This window comes from Treponema denticola (assembly GCF_024400535.1).
GTDB classification, from domain to species: domain Bacteria; phylum Spirochaetota; class Spirochaetia; order Treponematales; family Treponemataceae; genus Treponema_B; species Treponema_B denticola_C.
Genome location: NZ_CP038800.1, coordinates 2,016,596 through 2,036,235 on the forward strand (window position 1 = coordinate 2,016,596; position 19,640 = coordinate 2,036,235).

The following is a 19,640-nucleotide window of genomic DNA, read 5'->3' on the forward strand; positions in this document are numbered from 1 at the left end:
ATCTCTTAAGTATAATAAATAAGCAAAAAAAAATCTATAGCTCAATGATAATTGACATATCTTCCGTTTTAGGCTAAACTTACCGCCAATATGAACTACATCGACTTATTAAAAACTTCAGCAAAAAAAACGAATAACTGTGCATGTATGGGCTTAGACCCTATTTTTGAAGCTATCCCGAATAAAACCGGAATGGTAAAGGACAATCTTGTAAGCTTTTTTAAAGAGCTTTTAGATAAGATGCAGGAAAAGAATTTGGTTCCCGCAGCTTTTAAACCGAATATAGGTTACTATTCGGCCCTTGATAAGCCCAGGGAAAAGGATTTTTCGGGCTCCGAAAGCCTCGCAGAAATTTTATCCCTAATCGAAAAACACTTTCCCGACATTCCTGTAATCCTCGATTCAAAGCGGGGCGATATTGCCCGATCCAGTCTTAACTATGCCATCGAAGCCTTTGACTGCTGGAAAGCGGATGCGGTAACGGTCAGCCCCTACATGGGAAGCGATTCTATTCTGCCATTTATTTCGGAAAAATATTCGGATAAGGGGGCTTATATTTTAAACCGAACCAGCAATCCCGGAGCAAAGGATTTTCAAAATCTTAAAACCGATTATGACGGTAAAAATAATCCGGAGCTTTATATCGAGGTTGCAAAAAAGATTGCTTTTTATGCGAAGGAATTTCCGGGAACGGGAGCCGTTGTCGGAGCGACGGGAATGGAAGAATTAAAAATAATTTCGGGTATTTACGCCCAAGCAGGAGAGGTTCCCATGCTGATTCCGGGAGTCGGCTCCCAAGGAGGAGATGCTAAAACGGTAATGGAGGTTCTTAAAAATTCCGGCTGCGATTTAGCCCTCATAAGAATAAACAGCTCCAGTGCCTTAACCCATCCTTGGAAAAAATCACCTGTGCCTGAAAACTATTTGGAGCTTTGTATAAACAATATCGAAAAACTTCTAAACGAGACGGCAATCAACGGCATCAGTTTTTAGAATCTTCAAAAATAGAATTTAAGATGGAATCTATGCGGCGTTTTGTGTATCCGCTTATAACATAAGAATTATTGGAAGCGGAATCAAACAAAATAAAATCGCCGCTTTCCATCGGCGTAAGAAGAATCTCTATTTTTTCTCCCGTACCTAAAATTAAATTAAGCTCTTGAGTTTCCGAATTGGTAATCGGAAATGCAGGAAAAATATCTATACATGAAAATTGTTTTAAAAATGTTTCCAACTCGCCGAATTTTTCTTTATGTTTATCCGAACGGGAGATAAGCTGTTTGTTTTTTTCGATAAGCTGAATTGAGTTATTTTCAAATTTGTATTTATAAATTTGCAGGTCAAGCCAAAAGTTATTGTTTACGGTTAAAAAAGAAGCTAGGACATCCGGCATAATAAAAATTTTTGTGCGGGCATCTATTCGGACATAGCGGTTGATACCCAAAGTATCGTTCTTCCCGAAAACGAAATCGCCCATTATGGTTTTATCGGAACGCAATAGCTGTAGGCGGGCAGCATGATCTTCATCCAATCCAAAATTAATATATTGTTTTATATCATCGCTTACAAACCTAAAATTTTGTTTAGTACTTAAAATGGAAAAGAGCCTTTCTATTAAGGCCGGTTGAACCTTATATTCTCCAGATTGAGTACTCAAAACAAACTTATCCTTTTTTTTGATAAGCCTTAACTCGTTAAAACGCGGAGGAAGGGAATTATCGGGAATAGTAAAAACAATTTCATCTATGTTTTCTATATTTTGTCTTGATACAAGTGAAGTGTTAAAAACATTTGCTTCATTTTTTGGAATACTTACAAAAATCAAACTTAAGAGAAAAAAACTATTTGCAAAAATCAAAGCTTGAGTATATTTTTTTAATTTAAAAAAACTTTTCACCTTGATCTCCTTTGTTTTATAAACATGTAAAGCCCCAAAATAAAAACAGAAAGAGGAAGAAATATAATAGAAATTAATCTTGCCCTAAATACAAGGCTTGTCATTTTTTCTCTATCTTCAAATTGTTTAAAGGGAGGAGGAGAATGTTTTTTAATTTTTAACAAAAGGAGATTATCCTTTAAAGAAACATATTCCAAACAGTTTACCATAAAATCCATATTGTATGTGGAACCGGTATAATCTATTGCCCTGCTTATCATATACTCATCGCTTATAACCAAGATACGGGAAGGTTTTGTTTGCCCTGCAGCAATTACCGAAGGCTTAAAAGATGCATCCTCAAATTTTTTAAAATGATTTTCAAGAGGATCGGTGCTGTAAGAATCAAAAACCGTCAAGGAGTTTTGACCTGTAAGTACATAAGGAACAAGCTCTGCATTTTTATTTAAATCCAAATCGATTGAAGAAGGCCAAAAAGAAATCAAAGGCCTGTATGCTGCAAATATTGGATGACTTAGGTTAATACCGCTTAAAGGAAACTGAATCCAAAAAGGATAATTAATTAATTTTGTACCTTTGTTATCAGCTTGAGCCATCGTAATGCGGAAGTTATTTATTAAATCCAAGGCCATATCGGCATTTATATAAAAGCCGTGATGAGAAAGCACATCCAATAGAAAATCTTTTACCTTAGGCTTAGCTTTCCAAGAACCTTTTACATCGACCTTATTCCCTGAAACAAAAAAAACAGCCCTGCCCTCTTTTTGTAAAAACATATCTATCGCAGCAGCGGAAGAATAATCTATATAATCCGAACCTATAACCAAAAGAGGAAATTCGGCAGGTATATTGCTTGCAGGCAATTCCAAAGGTAAAACATTAAAACCTGCATATTCAAGCCAAGGAATTACATAAGAATAATCTGTTTCAAGCAAGGCAGGATCCGCAATAAGAAAAATCGTTCCCGCTTGGGTATTTCCTAAAGCATCAGACCTCATACTTAAAATAAATCTTGCAAGGTCATACTCTAAGGTATCAATATCATCAATAAAGGGTATAATTCTTGTTTGTCCCATATATTCTATCATAAGACCGGAGTAGAGCTTATGAATTATCTTTACGGAATTGTCTTGAGCTTCTATTTCACGGGGAACCAGCCCTATCTTGCTTATAGCATCCGATGAAAGGCTTGCAGTATCTTTTATTACAACATCAAAATTTCCCTTGGAATATAATTTATACTCTGAAAGCATATCGTTTAAATATTTTAATGAAGGGAAAAAACTATCTACATTTGAACTTTTAAACCAAGTTACCTTTACGGAGCTTTCAAGATTTGTCAATAATTCTTTTGTATAATTTGACAGGGTGTATTTTTTTTCCTTTGTAGTATCAAGTCTAAAATATATTTTTGAAGAAACAAGAGAAATTAAAATAAGCATCAAAACAAAAAGCAAAAATTGAAACTTATATTCTTTTTTCATCTTACATTCCTTTGTTGTGTTAAAATAAAAACATTAAGCTCAATTCCTAAGACGACTAAAATTAAATAGAAGATAATGTCGCGGGAATCAAAAAGCCCTCGTGCAGCCGATTCAAAATGAGCGCTAAAAGAAAGATAAGCGATAATCTTATTCAGAAATAAGGGAAGATTTAAATTTTTTGTCAAAGGATAAATAATTGTAAAAAATAAAACCGTCAAAAACGAAAACAAAAAATTAATTTCAGGTTTACTGCTTACAGCCGAAAGGCCAAGAGAGATCGAAATAATACCCGCACCGAATAAAAAAATAGAAATATAAGAAACAAAAAAAGAGCCGGAATCGAAATAAGCCAATGAAAAAACGGAAAGAGGTATTACCAAGCTTAATACGAGCATAATGGACCATATTAAAATAAGGCTTAAATATTTCCCCAGTACAATATAACGGATTGAAACGGGCAGGGAAAATAAAAACTTATCGGTAAATTGTTTTTTTTCATCACTCCACGAACTCATCGTCAGCATCGGGATCACAACACAAAATAAAAGAGGCATATTTAAAAAAAAGGTTTTTAGATCCGACAAACCTGCATTAAACCACGAATCGGAACCTATAAAGGCAATAGCCGCACCGGCCAGAAAAAAAAGAGAAGCAGCATAAAAGGATGAACTTTTATACATCATCTTAAATTCTTTTTTTGCAATAAAAAAAATAAGATTTTTATTCGTTTTTTCTAAATTCATTTTTGTTTATCCCTGCAAAAAATTCAAAAGCTTTTTCCAATATGGTATAATTTATTTCCGAATCAAACTCGCAGCCTTCAGCTGCCAGTTGATCTTTTATTTCTAAAAGATTTCCTGAGGCTATTATTTCTCCTTTATTGAGCAAAATATGATTGGAGCAAAGCTCTGCAGCCTGCCTTAAATCATGAGTGCATATTAAAATTGTTTTTTCCTTTGCAATATGCAATATTTTTTTTTCAAAATCTTTTACCTGCACCGAATCAAAACCTGAAGCAGGCTCATCTAAAATAATTAACGGAGGATTATGTAAAACAGCTTGAGCCAGTCCTACACGCTGCTTAAAACCCTTGGATAAACTTTTAATTAAGTGATTTTTTACTTCATCTATTTCACAAAAATCGATTGCCTCATTTAAAGCAGCATCCAATTTATCTTTTTCTATTCCGTGCATTTGACCGGCGAAATATAAAAAGTCATAGACCGTCATATTCAAATAAAGGGGATTTTGTTCATATAGAATACCTAGAAGCTTTTTTGCTTCAAGTTCATCGGTTAATATGGAGTACGAGTCTATAAAAGCATCTCCTTCATCCGGAGTATAATAACCTGATATACAGTTTATAATACTGCTTTTACCGGCACCGTTTAAACCCAAAAGCGAAGTTATCTCTCCCGGTTTTAATTCAAACGAAATATTTTTACATCCTACAACCGGAGCTTTTTTGCTTCCGTAATACTTACTTAAGTTTTGTACTTTGAGCATTTATTTTTTCTTAATTCCCAAAATAGTTAAATCGTCATATTGCTGATCTTCCCGTACATTTGTATAATAAAGATACTCGTTATAACTTGTGTTAGGTACACGGTTTCCGCAATAAGTTTGATATTGCCTAAAATGTTTATTTAAAAATAAATCTATTTTTTTATCTACCTGAACCATATCCCTATCGGTTGCCTTAGGATCCTGATACATTCGGAATATTTTTTCGACAGAAACAAGACCTATAACCGCATCTTCAATTGTGCCCTCAAGGTTTGTAAAATCAAAATCAAATTGTTCATTTTCAATCGGGTTATGCCATTTTTTTAAGCTAAAAGAACTTCGAGAAAAGATACTTTCGATGATTTCACATACACGGGGCTTACCCAACTCTTCTCCGTCCTGACCGACACTATGAGTTTCATGTTCGGCATCTTTTTCAAGTCCGGGCTCTTCGCATAAAATAGGCTCCAGTTTGGAATTCCTAAACAAGCGTTTAGCTTCTTCAATACCGTCAGTATAAAGGAATAGAACATCTCCGGAATTTAATTTAACGGTTTCAACTTTAAAGCCGCCTTTCATATCTATCATAAAAGTCGGAAAAACTCCTGCAGCAGAAACCTCGGTCAAAACAACCTCTTTCATTTTCTTTGAGGCTGCATCATAAATATTTATAATATTATCTCCTGCATTACAAAAATGAACATTACCGCTTATAGAATCCATAATACAAAGGGTAAAGGCTGCAAAGCGTCCCTTAAAGCCTCTGGATTCCAGTAGATCGTTTATTCGTGATACAACCTGATCTATTTTTAGTCCCTGCTTTTTATAGCTCCAGTCTCTAAAGTAGTCCAAGAAAAGAGTTGCAACCTCGACCATTATAAGAGCGGCAGGAACTCCCTTACCTGCAACATCGCACTTTATAATTGCATAGTATCTGTCGTCCAGTTTTATATAGTCGAAATAGTCTCCGGAAACGCCACGGGCTCCTTCATAGTAGCCGAAGAATTCTACATTATCATCTATAGTCTTTCCTGATGTAAGCTTTCTTCCTGTTTCATCTAAATCGAGGGGTAAAAACATTTTTTGAATTTCTTTACCCATAGTCAAATCCTTTGAAGCTGCAGCTGCCTCCACAAGACCGTTTGTCATTTCATTTATGGTTGTTCCTAAAACTCCTATCTCATCCTTTCTTTTAATTTTAACATCTTTACCGGCAAGGAGCTCCTTGTCTTCGGTAGCTGAAATCATAGCAACATGTCTTACAAGTTTTTTTATAGGAGCCGTAATAATTGAAGACAAGATATAAGCACCGGCTATACCTGCTGCAAGAGCAGCCAATGAAATCAATAATATAATTTTATACAGCTCAGCAGCGGCTTCATCAATTTGTTCAATCAATCCTTTTGTAGAAACCTGAACATAAACCATACCATGAATAAAGTTCGATTTATCTCCTGTTTGTCTGTAAAGTACGGGCTTATAAAAAAGATACTTTGTAACATCTCTGGATAATTTTTTTGAGTTAAATTCAGGATAAGAACCGGCACCTTTTATACTTAGACGATTTAATTCCGAATTAAGTTTTTCTCCCATCTGATTTATTGCAGCTTGAATTTCATTTCGCCTTTCTGTAGATTTCTTATCCGTGTTTAAAGCCATTTCCATAGCCGTATTTGTTAAAGATTGAATTTCTGCTGCAAGTTCTCCGACTTTTTCACGGGCTTCTTGATCTATCTTATCGAGATTTTGATATACTGGTTCCAGATCAGGTAAGGACAATTCCGATTCACCTACAATAAATTCGTGGGTATCGATTTTGGATTCAATGTCATTATCATTAGATGCCCAAACAAAATTATAACTTACCTTTTTGTTATCAATATGGAAGCCCGTTATTGTTGCAAAATCAGCCTCTTTAAGAGCCGAAACTTGAGAAGGCAAAAGGCTCAATTCCAATACATTTTTTGACGGAAGATAAGCTTTAGCACCCGATGTCAAACTTTCAAGCAAAACTTGAGTATTTGAAGCCAAGCCTTCAGCCAGCAGTCTTTCCTGAGTTTCAGAAAATCTAAAACCTAGAGGAAGAGCTAAGGTTAAAATAACGGATATTACTAAAGTAGTTGTAAATAAAATAAACTTTAATCTTAATCCCATACCTCTAACTTTTAATGCAGATAGTTTCTTTTCTTTTCCGAATGTCATAGCACCTCCGCTCAATAAGACAGTTACTTCATTTTTTATTTTTATAGCTTCTTTTGCCGAATGAATAAGACCTGATATTGAAAAAATAATAATAAATACAATAAATAAAAGTAAAAAAATAATTAAAATATAATCGGAAACATCATAATCGGCAGCACTGAGAAGCCAATTATAAGTATAAGACTTACTGTAATCCCCTAATTTGATATTTCCAATCTCGTCAAAGGAAATAGTATTTTTTGCAAAATACAATCCCCTCTTTGAATGCATTAGACCTATATAATATTTCCCGGGATCCAAATAATCAAGTTTAATACCGGAAATAAGTTGATCCGTCAGTATAGAAAAATTGTCCGATTCTATCGTAAGATCATAAGGAGCAAGTCCATCCTTGTCTATGTATATCTGACTAATCTTTCCCTCAGCCGAAAATCCTTTACCGATTATTGAAATAGATATAGAACCGTCAATTGATTGTTCTGCATTTATATCTGCAACATAAGTATACGGAATATATTTATTTAAAGCAAAATACTTGACTGCCGGAATACCGACATTTCCAAAAGAATCTACAGCAGAAACACTTAAAGCATATAAACCGTTTTCATAATTTATAAATTCTCTTTTAGGCTCAGTGGTATTTAATGCAGAAGTATTTATCTTTGCCTTTAAATTATCTGTCAAAAGGTTTTGTATACCCTCATCATCAATAAAAGATAAATTCTTTAAATATGATTTAAATTTTTCTATACTGCCTATATATGAAAGGCTCCAAACATATCCGGTTATTGCACTTTCATATTTACCGTCTATGTCGAACTCAGGAGCCTTCCACGAGATATTAAATGTATTGGATTTTAAAAAGCCTTCGGCATCCAGATCCAATATATCAAAAACAGGACTCGATGGAGGAACGATATCTCTTTCATAAGATATAGTTACAATATCTGACCAGTTTCCTGCATAATCGCACACCCTTACACCCAGATACCATAGACCATCCTCTTCAGGTTCATATACCAAAACGGAATCTGTCTTTAGTTTTTTTATTACAGGCTCAATAAATTCAGGAGGAGCATCTTTTGACCAGTCGTATGAGTACCCGGCAATACCTGATGAATCGGCAGGAAATTTTATTTTAATTGTAATCTTTTGCTTACCTTCAGATGTTTTTGAATCAAAGTTCATCGGCTGTAATTGAGCTTTTCCAACTTCATAATCAGGTTCAACATGAATAATCTTTGCAGCAGCGGCTCCTTCTTGCCATACAATATGGAGATTTTCATATGCAAAAAAAGGATTAACAAAAAAAATCATACCGTTTATGGATCTGACTAAATCGGTAACCCATCCGGAATCCGATTTACGTGCAATAAAAACAGAAGATTTACCTTCAAAATATTCGGACCAAGCAACAAGAGGTTTATGATTGTAAGACATAACTTTAGGACTAAATACGCTGCCGTTTTGAGATGGAAGAGTCTCGGTTGAAGAAGACGGTAAACCTTTATTATTTAAAACAGCAAAGGCTGTCGAACTTTTTTCCCTGCGGTAAGGTGATTGTTCCCACACAAGAAAAATTGAATCTTCTTCTTTGATATATGTTATATCCGGTCTTTGGTTATTATAATTGGAATCATCAGTTATTTTTACAGGCTTCGACCACGATATTCCTCCATCCGAAGAAAAACTGGAAAAAAGCTGATAAGTCTGTCTATTTGCCGTTGTATCCAAGGCTTGGAAAACTATAACATCTTTATCTAAAGCAGCAGTATGAGATGGAAGAAAAATTCTATCCGTACTTTTTACAAAATCAAGTTCGGAAAAAGGAGACCAATTTAAACCGTCTATCGAAGATGACGAAAAAATTGAAAATTTTTGATTTACTCCATGCGAAAGAAATATAAGATATTTACCGTCAGATGAAACGGATACCTGAGGCGAAAGTAAATCGGATATATCGGGAGTAATATCTTTAACCGTATAAGTTTTTCCATAGTCCGTGCTTTTTAAAATACTTATCGTGTTTCTATCCTTTACCAATGCAATTAAAATAGAGTCATCATTTCCTACAGCTATAGACACAATAGAAGGAATATCCGCCGTATATGGAATAGGCGGAATTATTCTTTCATTTATAGCCCATTTTTTATTTACATATACGCCTGCGGAAATATAGATCAAACCTGAACTATCCGAAGATCTTACAACCTCTTCCCATACGGATGCAGAGATATTTTTATTTGAAGCAGATTTCAAAAACTGCCCGTTTTTATTACTTAGGGGTGAAGGGGTTTCCCAATAGAATTCTTTTGCCGCTAAGGAGCCTGCAATAAATATAAGTAGATTCAAAAATTTTATAAAGCTTTTTTTTAAGTTCATCATAGTAATGCATCTATCCTCTTTTTTAACTCACGGACCTTTGCAGAATTCTTTGCATTCGGGCTTTGCATCAACTGCTCAACTAAAGCAGCTGCTATAACTCTATTTCCTTTTTGAAGTTCGGAAACGGCTTGTTGATATTTTGCTTCATCAGCAGCAGAAAGAACTATAGTACCGTCACCGCCCATAGCCATCCGGATCGTGTCTTTTAATTGTATAGCGGCAGTATTTTCCTTATTAAGTTGTATAGCCGTATCCAGCTGTTGAATAGCAATGGGGAAAGACAGCTTATCACCGGATTTATATATAACCTCTGCCGACTTTGTAAGATTATCCGAATCGGAAATAGCTTTAAGATTAGGAGGAGGCAGCTTAATTCCCAAATAAATTTCTATCTCATTCTTTAAAGCAGCAAGGCCGGGAAAGTTTTTATCTATGCCGTACAAATCCAATAAATCGCTATATGCCTTTTGAGAGTTAGTCTTATATCCGCTTCTAACAGTTTCAACCTTTTTCTTAAACTGCTCATTAAAATTCTCAGGGTCAAGCAACTTATCTATTTTTAAACTCAACTGACCTGCAACTTCATTATACGGGAAGAGTAATAATACCTGCTTGATATTTTCATTAGCTTGATTTAAATTCTTTAAAGCCTCATTACGTTTCCCGGATTTTATTTTATTTTCAGCATCCAAATAAAGCTGGTTTGCATTATTTAAAAGCTGAATCATTTGAGGATAAAGAGGCGCCGAGACAGGTATTGTTCTTCCGGTTTTTAATGTTCCTGCAGTATTGATAATAGCAATCCAATTTTCAACCTCTTCATTTGGCTCAACATTAGTTACGGCCCAGCGGCTTTTGGCCAAAGTTAAAGATACTTCAGCTCTTTCAAACTCACCATTAAAATAATCTTTTTTTGCTCTTTCCAAATACTCACGGACATCCTTAACTACTACGGCATTTTCGGCATCACTTATTTCCTTGCCTAATTTTTCAAGTCTTTCATCGGTCATCTTTCGATATTCCGAATTTTCTTCAAGTGCAAGAGAATCATTTGTTCTTGTGCGGGATAACTCAATATTACGCCGAGCCGAAGTAAAGTTACCGGCTTTTAAATTTTTTACGGCTTCTTCATATCTTAAATCGGCTTCATTTTTTGCCAACTGGATTTTTAAAAGTATGGATTCTGCTTGAGCTAAATCCGAATTTACATTTTTAAACAATGCTTCAAGATCGGTAACAGTCTTTTCTATGCCGGTTTTATTTTCTGCAAATATATTACTTTGCTCCGATATTGAAAGACCAGTCTCTTTGATAAACTTATTTAAAAGCCGGATATCTGATTTTATGACATCCCTTAAACCGGTTAATTCCTCTCTGGCCTTTTCAGGAGATACGGAAACTTTTTCATCCATGTTTTTTTGAACCAAATAATCCTTAAAGGCTTCATACTTTTGTTTAGACTCCGAAAAAGCTTGGTATCCGGCTTTATTATTTATGATAGCAAGTTCTTCATAAAAAGAAAGCCTTGTTTTATTTAAATTACTTAAAAATAAGTCATGTTTGCTGTGTAAGGCATCCTCTTCTTCAACAAGATCATTTTCTTTATGCGGATATGCACTTGCTGACAGCTTTTTAATTGAATCAATCATAGATTCAAGCTCTTTAGTTTGAGACTTTAAATTAGTAACCTTTATATTTTCAGGATTCCGCAATTCATCAGAATTTCCAGAACTAGAAGATGAAAAAAGGTTTTCTTCTTTTTTTAAACTTAAAAACCTGCTGTAATAATTTTTTGTAGAATTTATAATATTACTCAATTGTGCTAATGACACGCGTTTTTTAGATAAAGTGTCAACAGTCTTACTAAACCTAGAATTGGAACGGATATTTATTAGAGAGTAGAGCCCGTTTAAATTTTTTAGATGCAAATTGATTAAAGAAATATTCTTTTCTATAGGCATATCCGTTTCAAAATTAAAAGTATCGCATGATTCAATCCAAAGTCTTTTAATCTCATCCCAATGTTTATCGGCTAAAGAAGAAAGTTTATCGTACATACCTGCTTCCATAGAGCCTTCTACGCCTTCATAATATTGAGCAGAATCCCTGCCTATCGTTAATCTATAAGCAAAAGGTAATAATGTTTCATCGATATCGGCACCGCTTGCAGCTTCATCCAAATAGATCTTCTTTAAAGCAGAACCGGCCTTAACAGTCGAGCCTATAATACTTCGAATATTTGAAGCAGTATTTTGTAAAGCTTCCAATTCTTTTTCAATTGAAACAGCCGATGTTGAAAATGCCTTAGAATAATATTTATTAGTAGCAGATATAAATTCGGAATAGGAGTCCTCATATTTTTTGACATCGGCTCTAACAATATCAAGCTGCTTTTTCATGATAGTCCACAGCTCTTGATTGTTACTTTCACTTATTATATCTCCGTCATAAATTGAAAAACCGCTGATAAATGTATTTGAAGCTTTTGTGTACTCTTTTTCCGTTATTAAAGCAATGCCCTTGCTCATTATATCATTAAACTTAATTCGCTTAATAGCATACATTGAAGAAAATTTTACCTTATTTAAAAAATCATGGAGCTCAGGATCCATATCAGCCTCTAAGTCTTCTATGTCTTTTATCAAAGCCAGCCGTTTTTCGCTATTTGTAGGATCATTTTTTAATAAATCTATAAATTCTTCAAGCTTATTTTGGAATTTCATTTGATTTTTCATTGTTTTGCGGGCAAGATTTATTCCTGTTTCCATTGATTCAGGCTTGTTTTCCATTACTTGGACTATACTTTCCAAAGCAGCCGTATTTTTAGATGAATCTAAAAGAGCTCTTCCTTCAGCATAATCCTTTTCGGCTGAGCCCTTTGGAAAAGCGGCAATACAGAGAAAAAAAATAAAAATACTAAAAAAAGCCTGTTTTTTATTCAAATCAAAAAATCCTATATCAATTTTCGGCTTTTTAGAGTTTTTTTTAACAAAAAACTCTAAAAACTGCTTAAAAAAAAACCGAAATTCATATATAATAGTATAAATATGAAGAGATTTATTCAAGCCGTTTGCATACTTATTTTTCTCATTTTTTCAAAAATAAGCCTTTTTGGAGCAGATATTTCCGATTCTTATGCATCTACCTCTTCGGCTTTTGATATTTTTATTCAAAAATTTGAAGGAGAATCGGCTTTTAGGAGCCTTCTGATCCCATCAGGAGGCCGTTTTGAAGGCCTTGGAGGCAGTTTTACGGCACTGTCAAACGATATAAGTTTTTTTGATGCAAACCCTGCGGCGAGTGCGCTTTTAAAAGAAACCGAATTAAATGTACTGCACAATAGCTGGATAGCAGATTCAAAGCTTGAAACCGTGGGTTATACCCAAAGAAAAAACCATCTAGGCTGGGGAACATCCCTAAGGTGCTTTTATATTCCGTTTACAGAATACGGAAAATTAGGCGAAAAAAAAGCCTCAGGTTATTACAGTGAAACTTTTTTAACGGCCAATATTGCCTACAATTTTCTTGCAGGTTATGATTTTAAAGGTCTAACTGTAGGGGGAAGTATAAAAACAGGTATAAGGTCAATGCCGCCTTTTTCAGGACAAGATGAAGCAGCAGACCTGGATGATCCGGAAGAACAATATAAAAATGCATCAAAGCAAAACGGATATGCAGTTTTAGCAGATTTAGGCATTATGATAAGGGCAAATATCTTTAAACTTTTTTACAGCGATGAACCCAATTTTTACTTCGGCCTAAGTATGAAAAATTTCGGTCCCCCAATAAGAGGAGATATACCGCCTTCTTATATTTCAATGGGCTTTGCATACCGTCCTGCTTCTTTCTTTTTGTTTGGAATAGATATAAATCAAGGAGTAAATCTTGTAAACATAAGACGATCAGGCCTGCCCTATGGAAGCGTGGGCTTGATGGTTGCCATTACTCAGTATTTTAATCTTTTAACGGGCTTTGGGATTAAGGGAGGAAACCCTCGGTTTAATCTTGGCGGGGAAATAAACCTGTCAAATGTTCAAATTTCTGCAAATTATACTTTAGACCTATCCAGCCAAGTTACAAATATAAGCCGTATAAGCGTTGGAGTAAAACTGCTTTTAGGTCAGGATAAACGGGATAAACAGCAGGATGCAATAAAAAAGCTCTATATCCAAGGTCTAAAAGCATACAATGATAAAAGCTATGAAAAGGCTATAGAGATTTGGAAAGAAATATTAGCAATCGACAAGCGTTATGACCCTGCAATAGAAGGTATAGCCAGAGCCGAACAGCAGCTCAAGCTCTTAGAAGAAATCAAACAAAACTTGCTTCTGGATTAAAAGCAGACCTATTTCTCCGAGACCTTTTTCTTATTTTTTGGCGTCTTTTGAGCCGCGGAAGGCTTCTCTTTTTTGACATCCTTGGATGTTTTTTCAGGCTTAGTCTTCTTTACGGCTTCTTTTTTTTCCTTTATGGGTGCTTCCTTTTTAACCGTCTTTTTTGTTTCGGCCTTTTTCTTGGATGAAGCCTCCTCAGTCTTTTTTTTAGAAGAAGGCATTTCAGGCTCTGTTTCAGAAAAAATCATATCGCTCTTTTTTTCTTGGGCCTTTTTAATCAAGGATTTTTTTTCAGACAATTCTTCGGCAGAAAGAGCTTCTCGTACCGAAAGGCGCACGCCCTGAGCCTTTAAGCCCTTCTCGGCAAAGGAATCGGCCTTAAATTCTTCTTCTATCTTTTTTACTCTAGGTTTAGGCGCGTAGTTCAGCTTAAAAGAAAACTTAAGTTTCGTACTTACAAAAAGCACCTCAGTGTTGTCGGGCGCAAAAAGGTAATCCCTGTTTAGGATATAGCCTTCTACCCTAGCCCTCTTTATATAGGCATACTTTGTCTTGGAATCGCGGTAAATTACGGTAAAAAGCACCTTTGAAAGCTCTTCTTTTTCGGCAAAGCCGCAATACCACATTCCCGTATCGACAAAGACTCGGTCGGGAACATCCATTACGGTGTAAACCCCGCTCTTCCGCAAGACAAAGATGCGGTCATAGGGGCTGACCCGTAAAATCTCTTTTCCTGTGGTAACGGAGGTGCCGAGATAGCCCGTTTCTTCATCATAGCGGAGGGCTGTATCCCTTGTTACGGCCTCTTTTACATCAACCTTTGTAAAGCCGGTAATCTCGGTCTTGCGCTTAAATTCCTCTGCCGGAAGCTTAGCCGCAATTCCGTCCAAAACCGAAATAGCATAGCCCTTTAAGTTCTTTAAAAGCTTTGCTATTTCCTTTAAGCGGTTATTTATCTCCCTAACCTCTTCACGGTTTTTGTTTATATCGTAAAGAGATATGCGGCGGATGGGGATTTTAAGCAATTTGTCGACATCATCTTCGGTTACATCGCGGATTAATTCCTTTTTAAAGGGAACAAAGCCCTTGATAACAGCATTGATTACCCCCTCTGCCGTCTTCATAGTTTCTATCTTTTTGTATATGCGTTCTTCAATAAAAATACGCTCAAGGGTGCGCATGTGCAGGCGGTCGGTAAGCATAGCCCTTTCATATTCGAGCTCGTCCTTTAAAATCTGCATCAGCTGCTTGGCATGATATTTTATTATATCGGTTACGGTAATTTGAACCGGAAGATTGTCCTTTATAACCAAAAGATTGCATGGAATAGACTGCTCACATTCGGTAAAAGCATAGAGGGCATCTACCACATCGGCCGAGTAAACCCCTCTGGGGAGCTTTAACTCAATCTCGACATTTTCGCCCGTATAGTCGCTTATTTCCGAAATCTTAACCTTTCCGGCCTTTGAAGCGGCCTCGATAGAGTTAATCATACTTTCAGTGGTGCTTCCGAAGGGGAGCTCCCTTATTACTATCCTCTTTTCGTCGGAGGTGTCGAGCTTTGCTCTGACTAAAACTTTGCCCAAGCCGTCTTCATATTCCGAAACGTCTATCAATCCTCCCGTAGGAAAGTCGGGGAAAAGAGCAAAGGATTTTCCGCTTAAAAAGGCTTTTTCTGCTTCAATTATTTCGAGAATATTATGGGGCAAAATCTTTGTGGACATACCTACGGCAATTCCCTCTGCCCCTATTGCGAGGATTACGGGGAGCTTGGCCCTAAAGGCTAAGGGCTCCTTGTTTCTTCCGTCATAAGAAATGGTATAATCGGTTATATGGGGATTATAGAAGATGGTTTTTGCAAAGTCGTTTACCCTGCACTCTATGTATCGGGGAGCGGAAGCTTCATCTCCGGTAAAAATATTCCCGAAGTTTCCTTGGGTATCTATAAAAAGTTCTTTTGAAGCAAGAACCACGAGGGCGTTCCCTATGGAAGCGTCTCCGTGGGGATGGTACTTCATACAGTGCCCGATAACGTTTGCTACCTTGTGAAATTTACCGTCATCCATCTCAAAAAGAGAATGTAGAATTCTCCTTTGAACGGGCTTTAAACCGTCCTCAAGGTCGGGAATGGCCCTATCGCGGATAACATAACTTGCATATTCCAAAAAATTCTTATTAAAAAGACTTTCAATATAATCCATCTTTTTCCTCGAAAAAAAGTATTTTAAGATGATACACTAAAAGCTGAAATTTGTCTATAAGAAGAGAAAGAGCCAAAGAAAAAAAATAACTAAGGCCTCTTAGGCTTTTCAACATAAAATCAAACCAGTTGATTGTCGAATCCTTTGACTTGTTTTTTTTCTAAAAACTAAGTATAATAAATTGTATATCTGCTGAAACTCAATAATGAAAAAATCAATTTTGTTTGTTGACTTTTTATGGGAGAAAAAGATGAATATAGCCGAATTTATAAAAGCTGCAAAAAAGAATGATATTGAGCTTATAAAAACTTATTTACAAAACGGCTTTGATATTAATACTCAAGACAAGGATGGATTTACGGCTGTTATGGAAGCAGCCGAATTCGGCTATAAGGATTTATTTTGGTTTTTAATCGAAAAAGGAGCAGATGTTTTAATTAAATCGGATTATAATTTTTCGATAGTTCATGCCGTCGGTTTAGGCGGCGACAAAAAAATGCTTGACTATGTAATCTCAAAGGGTGCCTGCATAGACGAAAAAGTTACAGGCGGAGAACAGGACGGCATGACAATAAAAGATTATGCTCTTTTAGCAAAGAATGACGAATTATACAGGGAACTAAAACTTTTATAAAGCTGTGTGGTAAAATGATGAAAAGTAAACTAATGATTTTATGTTTAAGCTTATTATTAACAGCCTGTGCTCCAAAAGAAAGTCAAGAAATCTTTGTTAAAAAGATTGATCATTTTATGCTGACCTGTAAGGAGCCTAAAGAATTATACAATATGCCCGTATATACATTTGATTTACCTATCTCATGGTCATACCGCAGCATGGGTAAGTTTACGAGCGGAGGCGTAGAATTCGGAAACTGTGTATTGGAAGCAATCGACTTTAAAATAGAAGAAGATATTTCGGGAATAATAGGAATGGCCTTTGAACCCGCAATGAAAGTTTCGGATATACAGGACAGACTAAGAGAAAAAGGATTTAAGGAAACAAATCTTTATTCAAATCAATATTGGAAAAATTTAATCTGTAATGATTTATCTACAGGAGGAACTGTCTTTTTTTGCGAGTATCAAATTCCTGTCAAAAAAACGGAAAAAGAACCCGGAGGAAACTTAGGAATTCGATATGTAGAAAAGGTAAAAATAGCATATAGAGATTATAACAAAGCCCTCGATTTGTGGAGAAAGCTTCTTGTTCCTCACAAAGAAACTAAAGAAGGTTTTTGGGAAATAGAATCCTCCCCGAATATCGAAATAATCAAAAGCGATTATGACAGGTTTATAAGTTTTGAAGTAAAGGTTAAATCATTAGAAAAGGTGCGTTACTTTTTATCGGAAAAAGATTTAATCGGTGAAGATACGGGTTCATCGGTTTATACCGATCCGAAAAAAACATACGGCGTTTTGTTTAATTTTACCGAGTAAAAAAATCACCGCAAAGCCATGAATGGAATTGCGGTGATTAAATCAAATCTAAAAATACAACAAGTTTTTTTAAGCAGCCCTCTACTTATTGATTCCTACCATGTTAAGAATAAAGGCATATTCGAAGGCGGTGTCCTTAATTCTGTCATAGCGGCCTGTGGCTCCGCCGTGGCCGGACTCCATATTCATGTGGAGGATTAGAATATTATCTCCGGTTTTCTTTGCACGCAGCTTTGCCGTATATTTTGCAGGCTCATGGAAAAGAACTTGCGAATCGTTTAAGCCGCCCGTTACAAGAATGTGCGGATAATTTTTTGCTTCGATATTATCATAGGGAGAATATGAAAGCATGTAGTTATAATATTCTTCTTCGTTCGGATTTCCCCACTCTTCATATTCGCCTGTTGTAAGGGGTAATGAATCGTCGAGCATGGTAGTAACGACATCTATGAAGGGAACGGCAGCAACAACCGAATGGAAAAGATCCGGCCTCATGTTTGTAACGGCTCCCATAAGAAGGCCGCCCGCACTTCCGCCCATGATTGCGAGCTTATCGGAAGAAGTGTATTTTTGAGAAATCAGGTGCTCGGCACAAGCGATAAAATCGGTAAATGTATTTTTCCTTTTTAAGAGCTTACCGTCCTCATACCACTGCTCTCCCATATCGCTTCCGCCCCTGATTTGAGCAACAATATAAACAAAACCTCTCTCGACAAGGCTGTAAACACTCGGACTGAAATAAACATCGGAGCTGTAGCCGTAGCTTCCGTAAGAATAAAGAAGAGTAGGCGCTGATCCGTCCTTTGCCAAACCTTTTTTGTAAACGGCAGCCATAGGCACCTTCACTCCGTCCTGAGCTTTTGCCCAAAGCCTTTCTACAGTGTAATCATCGGGATTAAAGCCTGATGGAACTTCCTGCTGTTTTAACAAGACCGATTTTCCCGTAAGTATATCGTAATCGTATACGCTGCTCGGGCGGTTTAAGGATGTGTAAATATAGCGGACCTTATCGGAAGCGTATTCCGGGTTTGCCCCCAAATAAGCCGTATAAACCGGTTCGGGGAAGGAAATATTTTTTACCTCGCCGTTTTTAAGCGATTTAATTTCAATCTCGATGAGGCCGTTTTTACGGAGCTCCAATACAATGTAGGATTCAAAAACTGAAAGGGCTTCAATGCGTACATTTTCGTCATGAGCTCTTTCTTCCTTCCATGTAGATTTATCTGAATAGGAAGAACGAGGAGCGGAATAGATTTTGCCGTTTAAGTTTTGCTTGTCCTTGTAACGGATAAAAAACTTTTCCTTGTGCGGATAAACGGAGTATTCGGTATCCTTAACGCGGGGAAGGAAGATTTTAAATTCTTCTTCCGGCTTATCCGCATAAATAAAACGCTCTTCGGAGGTGGTAGAACTTGAACTTGAAATAAAAATAAATTCCTTTGTCTTTGTTTCATGCACATAGCAAGAATATTTTACATCCTTTTCTTCATAGACAAGAGTTCCTTTTTCTTCATCAAGTTTTTGACGGAAGACCTTGCTTGAACGCAAGGTACTGTCGATTGCACTGTAAAAAAGAGTTTTACTGTCGGAAGCCCAAGCTGCGGTAACGGCTCCGTTGTAGCTGAAGCCTATATCTTTTCCGGTTTCCAAATCGCGTATCTTTAAAATAAATTCCGCAAAGGAGCCTGTTTCGTTATAAAAATAGCAAGCCTTTTTATTGTCGGGGCTTACAACATAGTCACTGAAAATAAAAGCTTGTTTCCCTTCCGCCATTTTGTTTACATCGAAAATGATTTCTTCAGCTGCATCAAGAGAGGCTTTTTTTCTGCAATAGGTTCTATATTGCTTTCCCTTTTCGACACGGTTATAATAATAATAGCCGTTTTCAAAAACAGGATAGGTTTCATCATCTTCTTTTATGCGGCCTACAATTTCATCATAAATAGATTTTTGCAAATCTTTTGAAGAAGCCATTATCTTATCCGTATAAGCATTTTCTGCATTTAAGTAATCGATAACTTTTTTATCGGTCTTGTCTTTTAACCAATAATAATTATCGATTCTTATTTTCCCAAACTTTTCAAAACGTGTTTCTTTTATTTCCGCAACAGGCGGCTTTTCAAAATCGGATTGTTTCAATTTATTTCTCCTAAATTTTTGTAAGTATAACGTTACTCATTATAATAAGAGGTTC

The 19,640-nt window shown here is 36.1% G+C and carries 12 protein-coding genes; 4 read left to right on the forward strand and 8 right to left on the reverse strand.

What is annotated here, in order from left to right; genetic code table 11:
- Positions 1-90 precede the first annotated feature (90 nt).
- Positions 91-993: an orotidine-5'-phosphate decarboxylase gene (gene pyrF / locus E4N78_RS09585; protein WP_255810332.1), complete on the forward strand. Its 903-nt coding sequence runs from the start codon at positions 91-93 to the stop codon at positions 991-993.
- Here pyrF and E4N78_RS09590 read toward each other — a convergent pair.
- Genes E4N78_RS09590 through E4N78_RS09615 form a run of 6 tightly spaced genes read right to left on the reverse strand, consistent with a single transcriptional unit; the run spans position 983 to position 12,416 of the window.
- On the reverse strand, positions 983-1,897 hold the full coding sequence (locus E4N78_RS09590; protein ID WP_255810333.1) for a DUF4340 domain-containing protein: 915 nt from the start codon (positions 1,895-1,897) through the stop codon (positions 983-985). The genes pyrF and E4N78_RS09590 overlap by 11 nt on opposite strands.
- Positions 1,894-3,381, reverse strand: a complete 1,488-nt coding sequence (locus E4N78_RS09595; RefSeq protein WP_255810334.1) for a GldG family protein — start codon at positions 3,379-3,381, stop codon at positions 1,894-1,896. The genes E4N78_RS09590 and E4N78_RS09595 overlap by 4 nt, the downstream gene beginning before the upstream one ends.
- Positions 3,378-4,124, reverse strand: coding sequence for an ABC transporter permease (locus E4N78_RS09600; protein WP_255810335.1), 747 nt, complete (start codon positions 4,122-4,124; stop codon positions 3,378-3,380). The genes E4N78_RS09595 and E4N78_RS09600 overlap by 4 nt, the downstream gene beginning before the upstream one ends.
- Positions 4,102-4,887, reverse strand: a complete 786-nt coding sequence (locus E4N78_RS09605; RefSeq protein WP_255810336.1) for an ABC transporter ATP-binding protein — start codon at positions 4,885-4,887, stop codon at positions 4,102-4,104. Before E4N78_RS09605 ends, E4N78_RS09600 begins: the two co-directional genes overlap by 23 nt.
- Positions 4,888-9,474, reverse strand: a complete 4,587-nt coding sequence (locus E4N78_RS09610; protein WP_255810337.1) for a SpoIIE family protein phosphatase — start codon at positions 9,472-9,474, stop codon at positions 4,888-4,890. It lies immediately after the preceding gene.
- On the reverse strand, positions 9,471-12,416 hold the full coding sequence (locus E4N78_RS09615; RefSeq protein WP_255810338.1) for a hypothetical protein: 2,946 nt from the start codon (positions 12,414-12,416) through the stop codon (positions 9,471-9,473). Before E4N78_RS09615 ends, E4N78_RS09610 begins: the two co-directional genes overlap by 4 nt.
- A 105-nt stretch (positions 12,417-12,521) precedes the next feature.
- Here E4N78_RS09615 and E4N78_RS09620 point away from each other — a divergent pair, with 105 nt between their 5' ends.
- Complete coding sequence (locus E4N78_RS09620) at positions 12,522-13,811, forward strand: UPF0164 family protein (protein WP_255810339.1); 1,290 nt, start codon at positions 12,522-12,524, stop codon at positions 13,809-13,811.
- Between the two features lie 8 nt (positions 13,812-13,819).
- Here E4N78_RS09620 and E4N78_RS09625 read toward each other — a convergent pair whose 3' ends face one another.
- Complete coding sequence (locus tag E4N78_RS09625; RefSeq protein WP_255810340.1) at positions 13,820-16,009, reverse strand: DNA topoisomerase IV subunit A; 2,190 nt, start codon at positions 16,007-16,009, stop codon at positions 13,820-13,822.
- 250 nt (positions 16,010-16,259) lie between these two features.
- On the opposite strand from E4N78_RS09625, the gene E4N78_RS09630 reads away from it, so the two are divergent.
- Together E4N78_RS09630 and E4N78_RS09635 are read left to right on the forward strand one after the other, a co-directional pair.
- Entirely contained in the window at positions 16,260-16,643 is a 384-nt protein-coding gene (locus E4N78_RS09630) for an ankyrin repeat domain-containing protein (RefSeq protein WP_255810341.1), read from the forward strand.
- A 17-nt stretch (positions 16,644-16,660) separates the two neighbouring features.
- On the forward strand, positions 16,661-17,446 hold the full coding sequence (locus tag E4N78_RS09635) for a hypothetical protein (RefSeq protein ID WP_370645039.1): 786 nt from the start codon (positions 16,661-16,663) through the stop codon (positions 17,444-17,446).
- A gap of 81 nt (positions 17,447-17,527) precedes the next feature.
- On the opposite strand, the gene E4N78_RS09640 is transcribed toward E4N78_RS09635, so the two are convergent.
- Entirely contained in the window at positions 17,528-19,585 is a 2,058-nt protein-coding gene (locus E4N78_RS09640; RefSeq protein WP_255810343.1) for a S9 family peptidase, read from the reverse strand.
- Positions 19,586-19,640 lie beyond the last annotated feature (55 nt).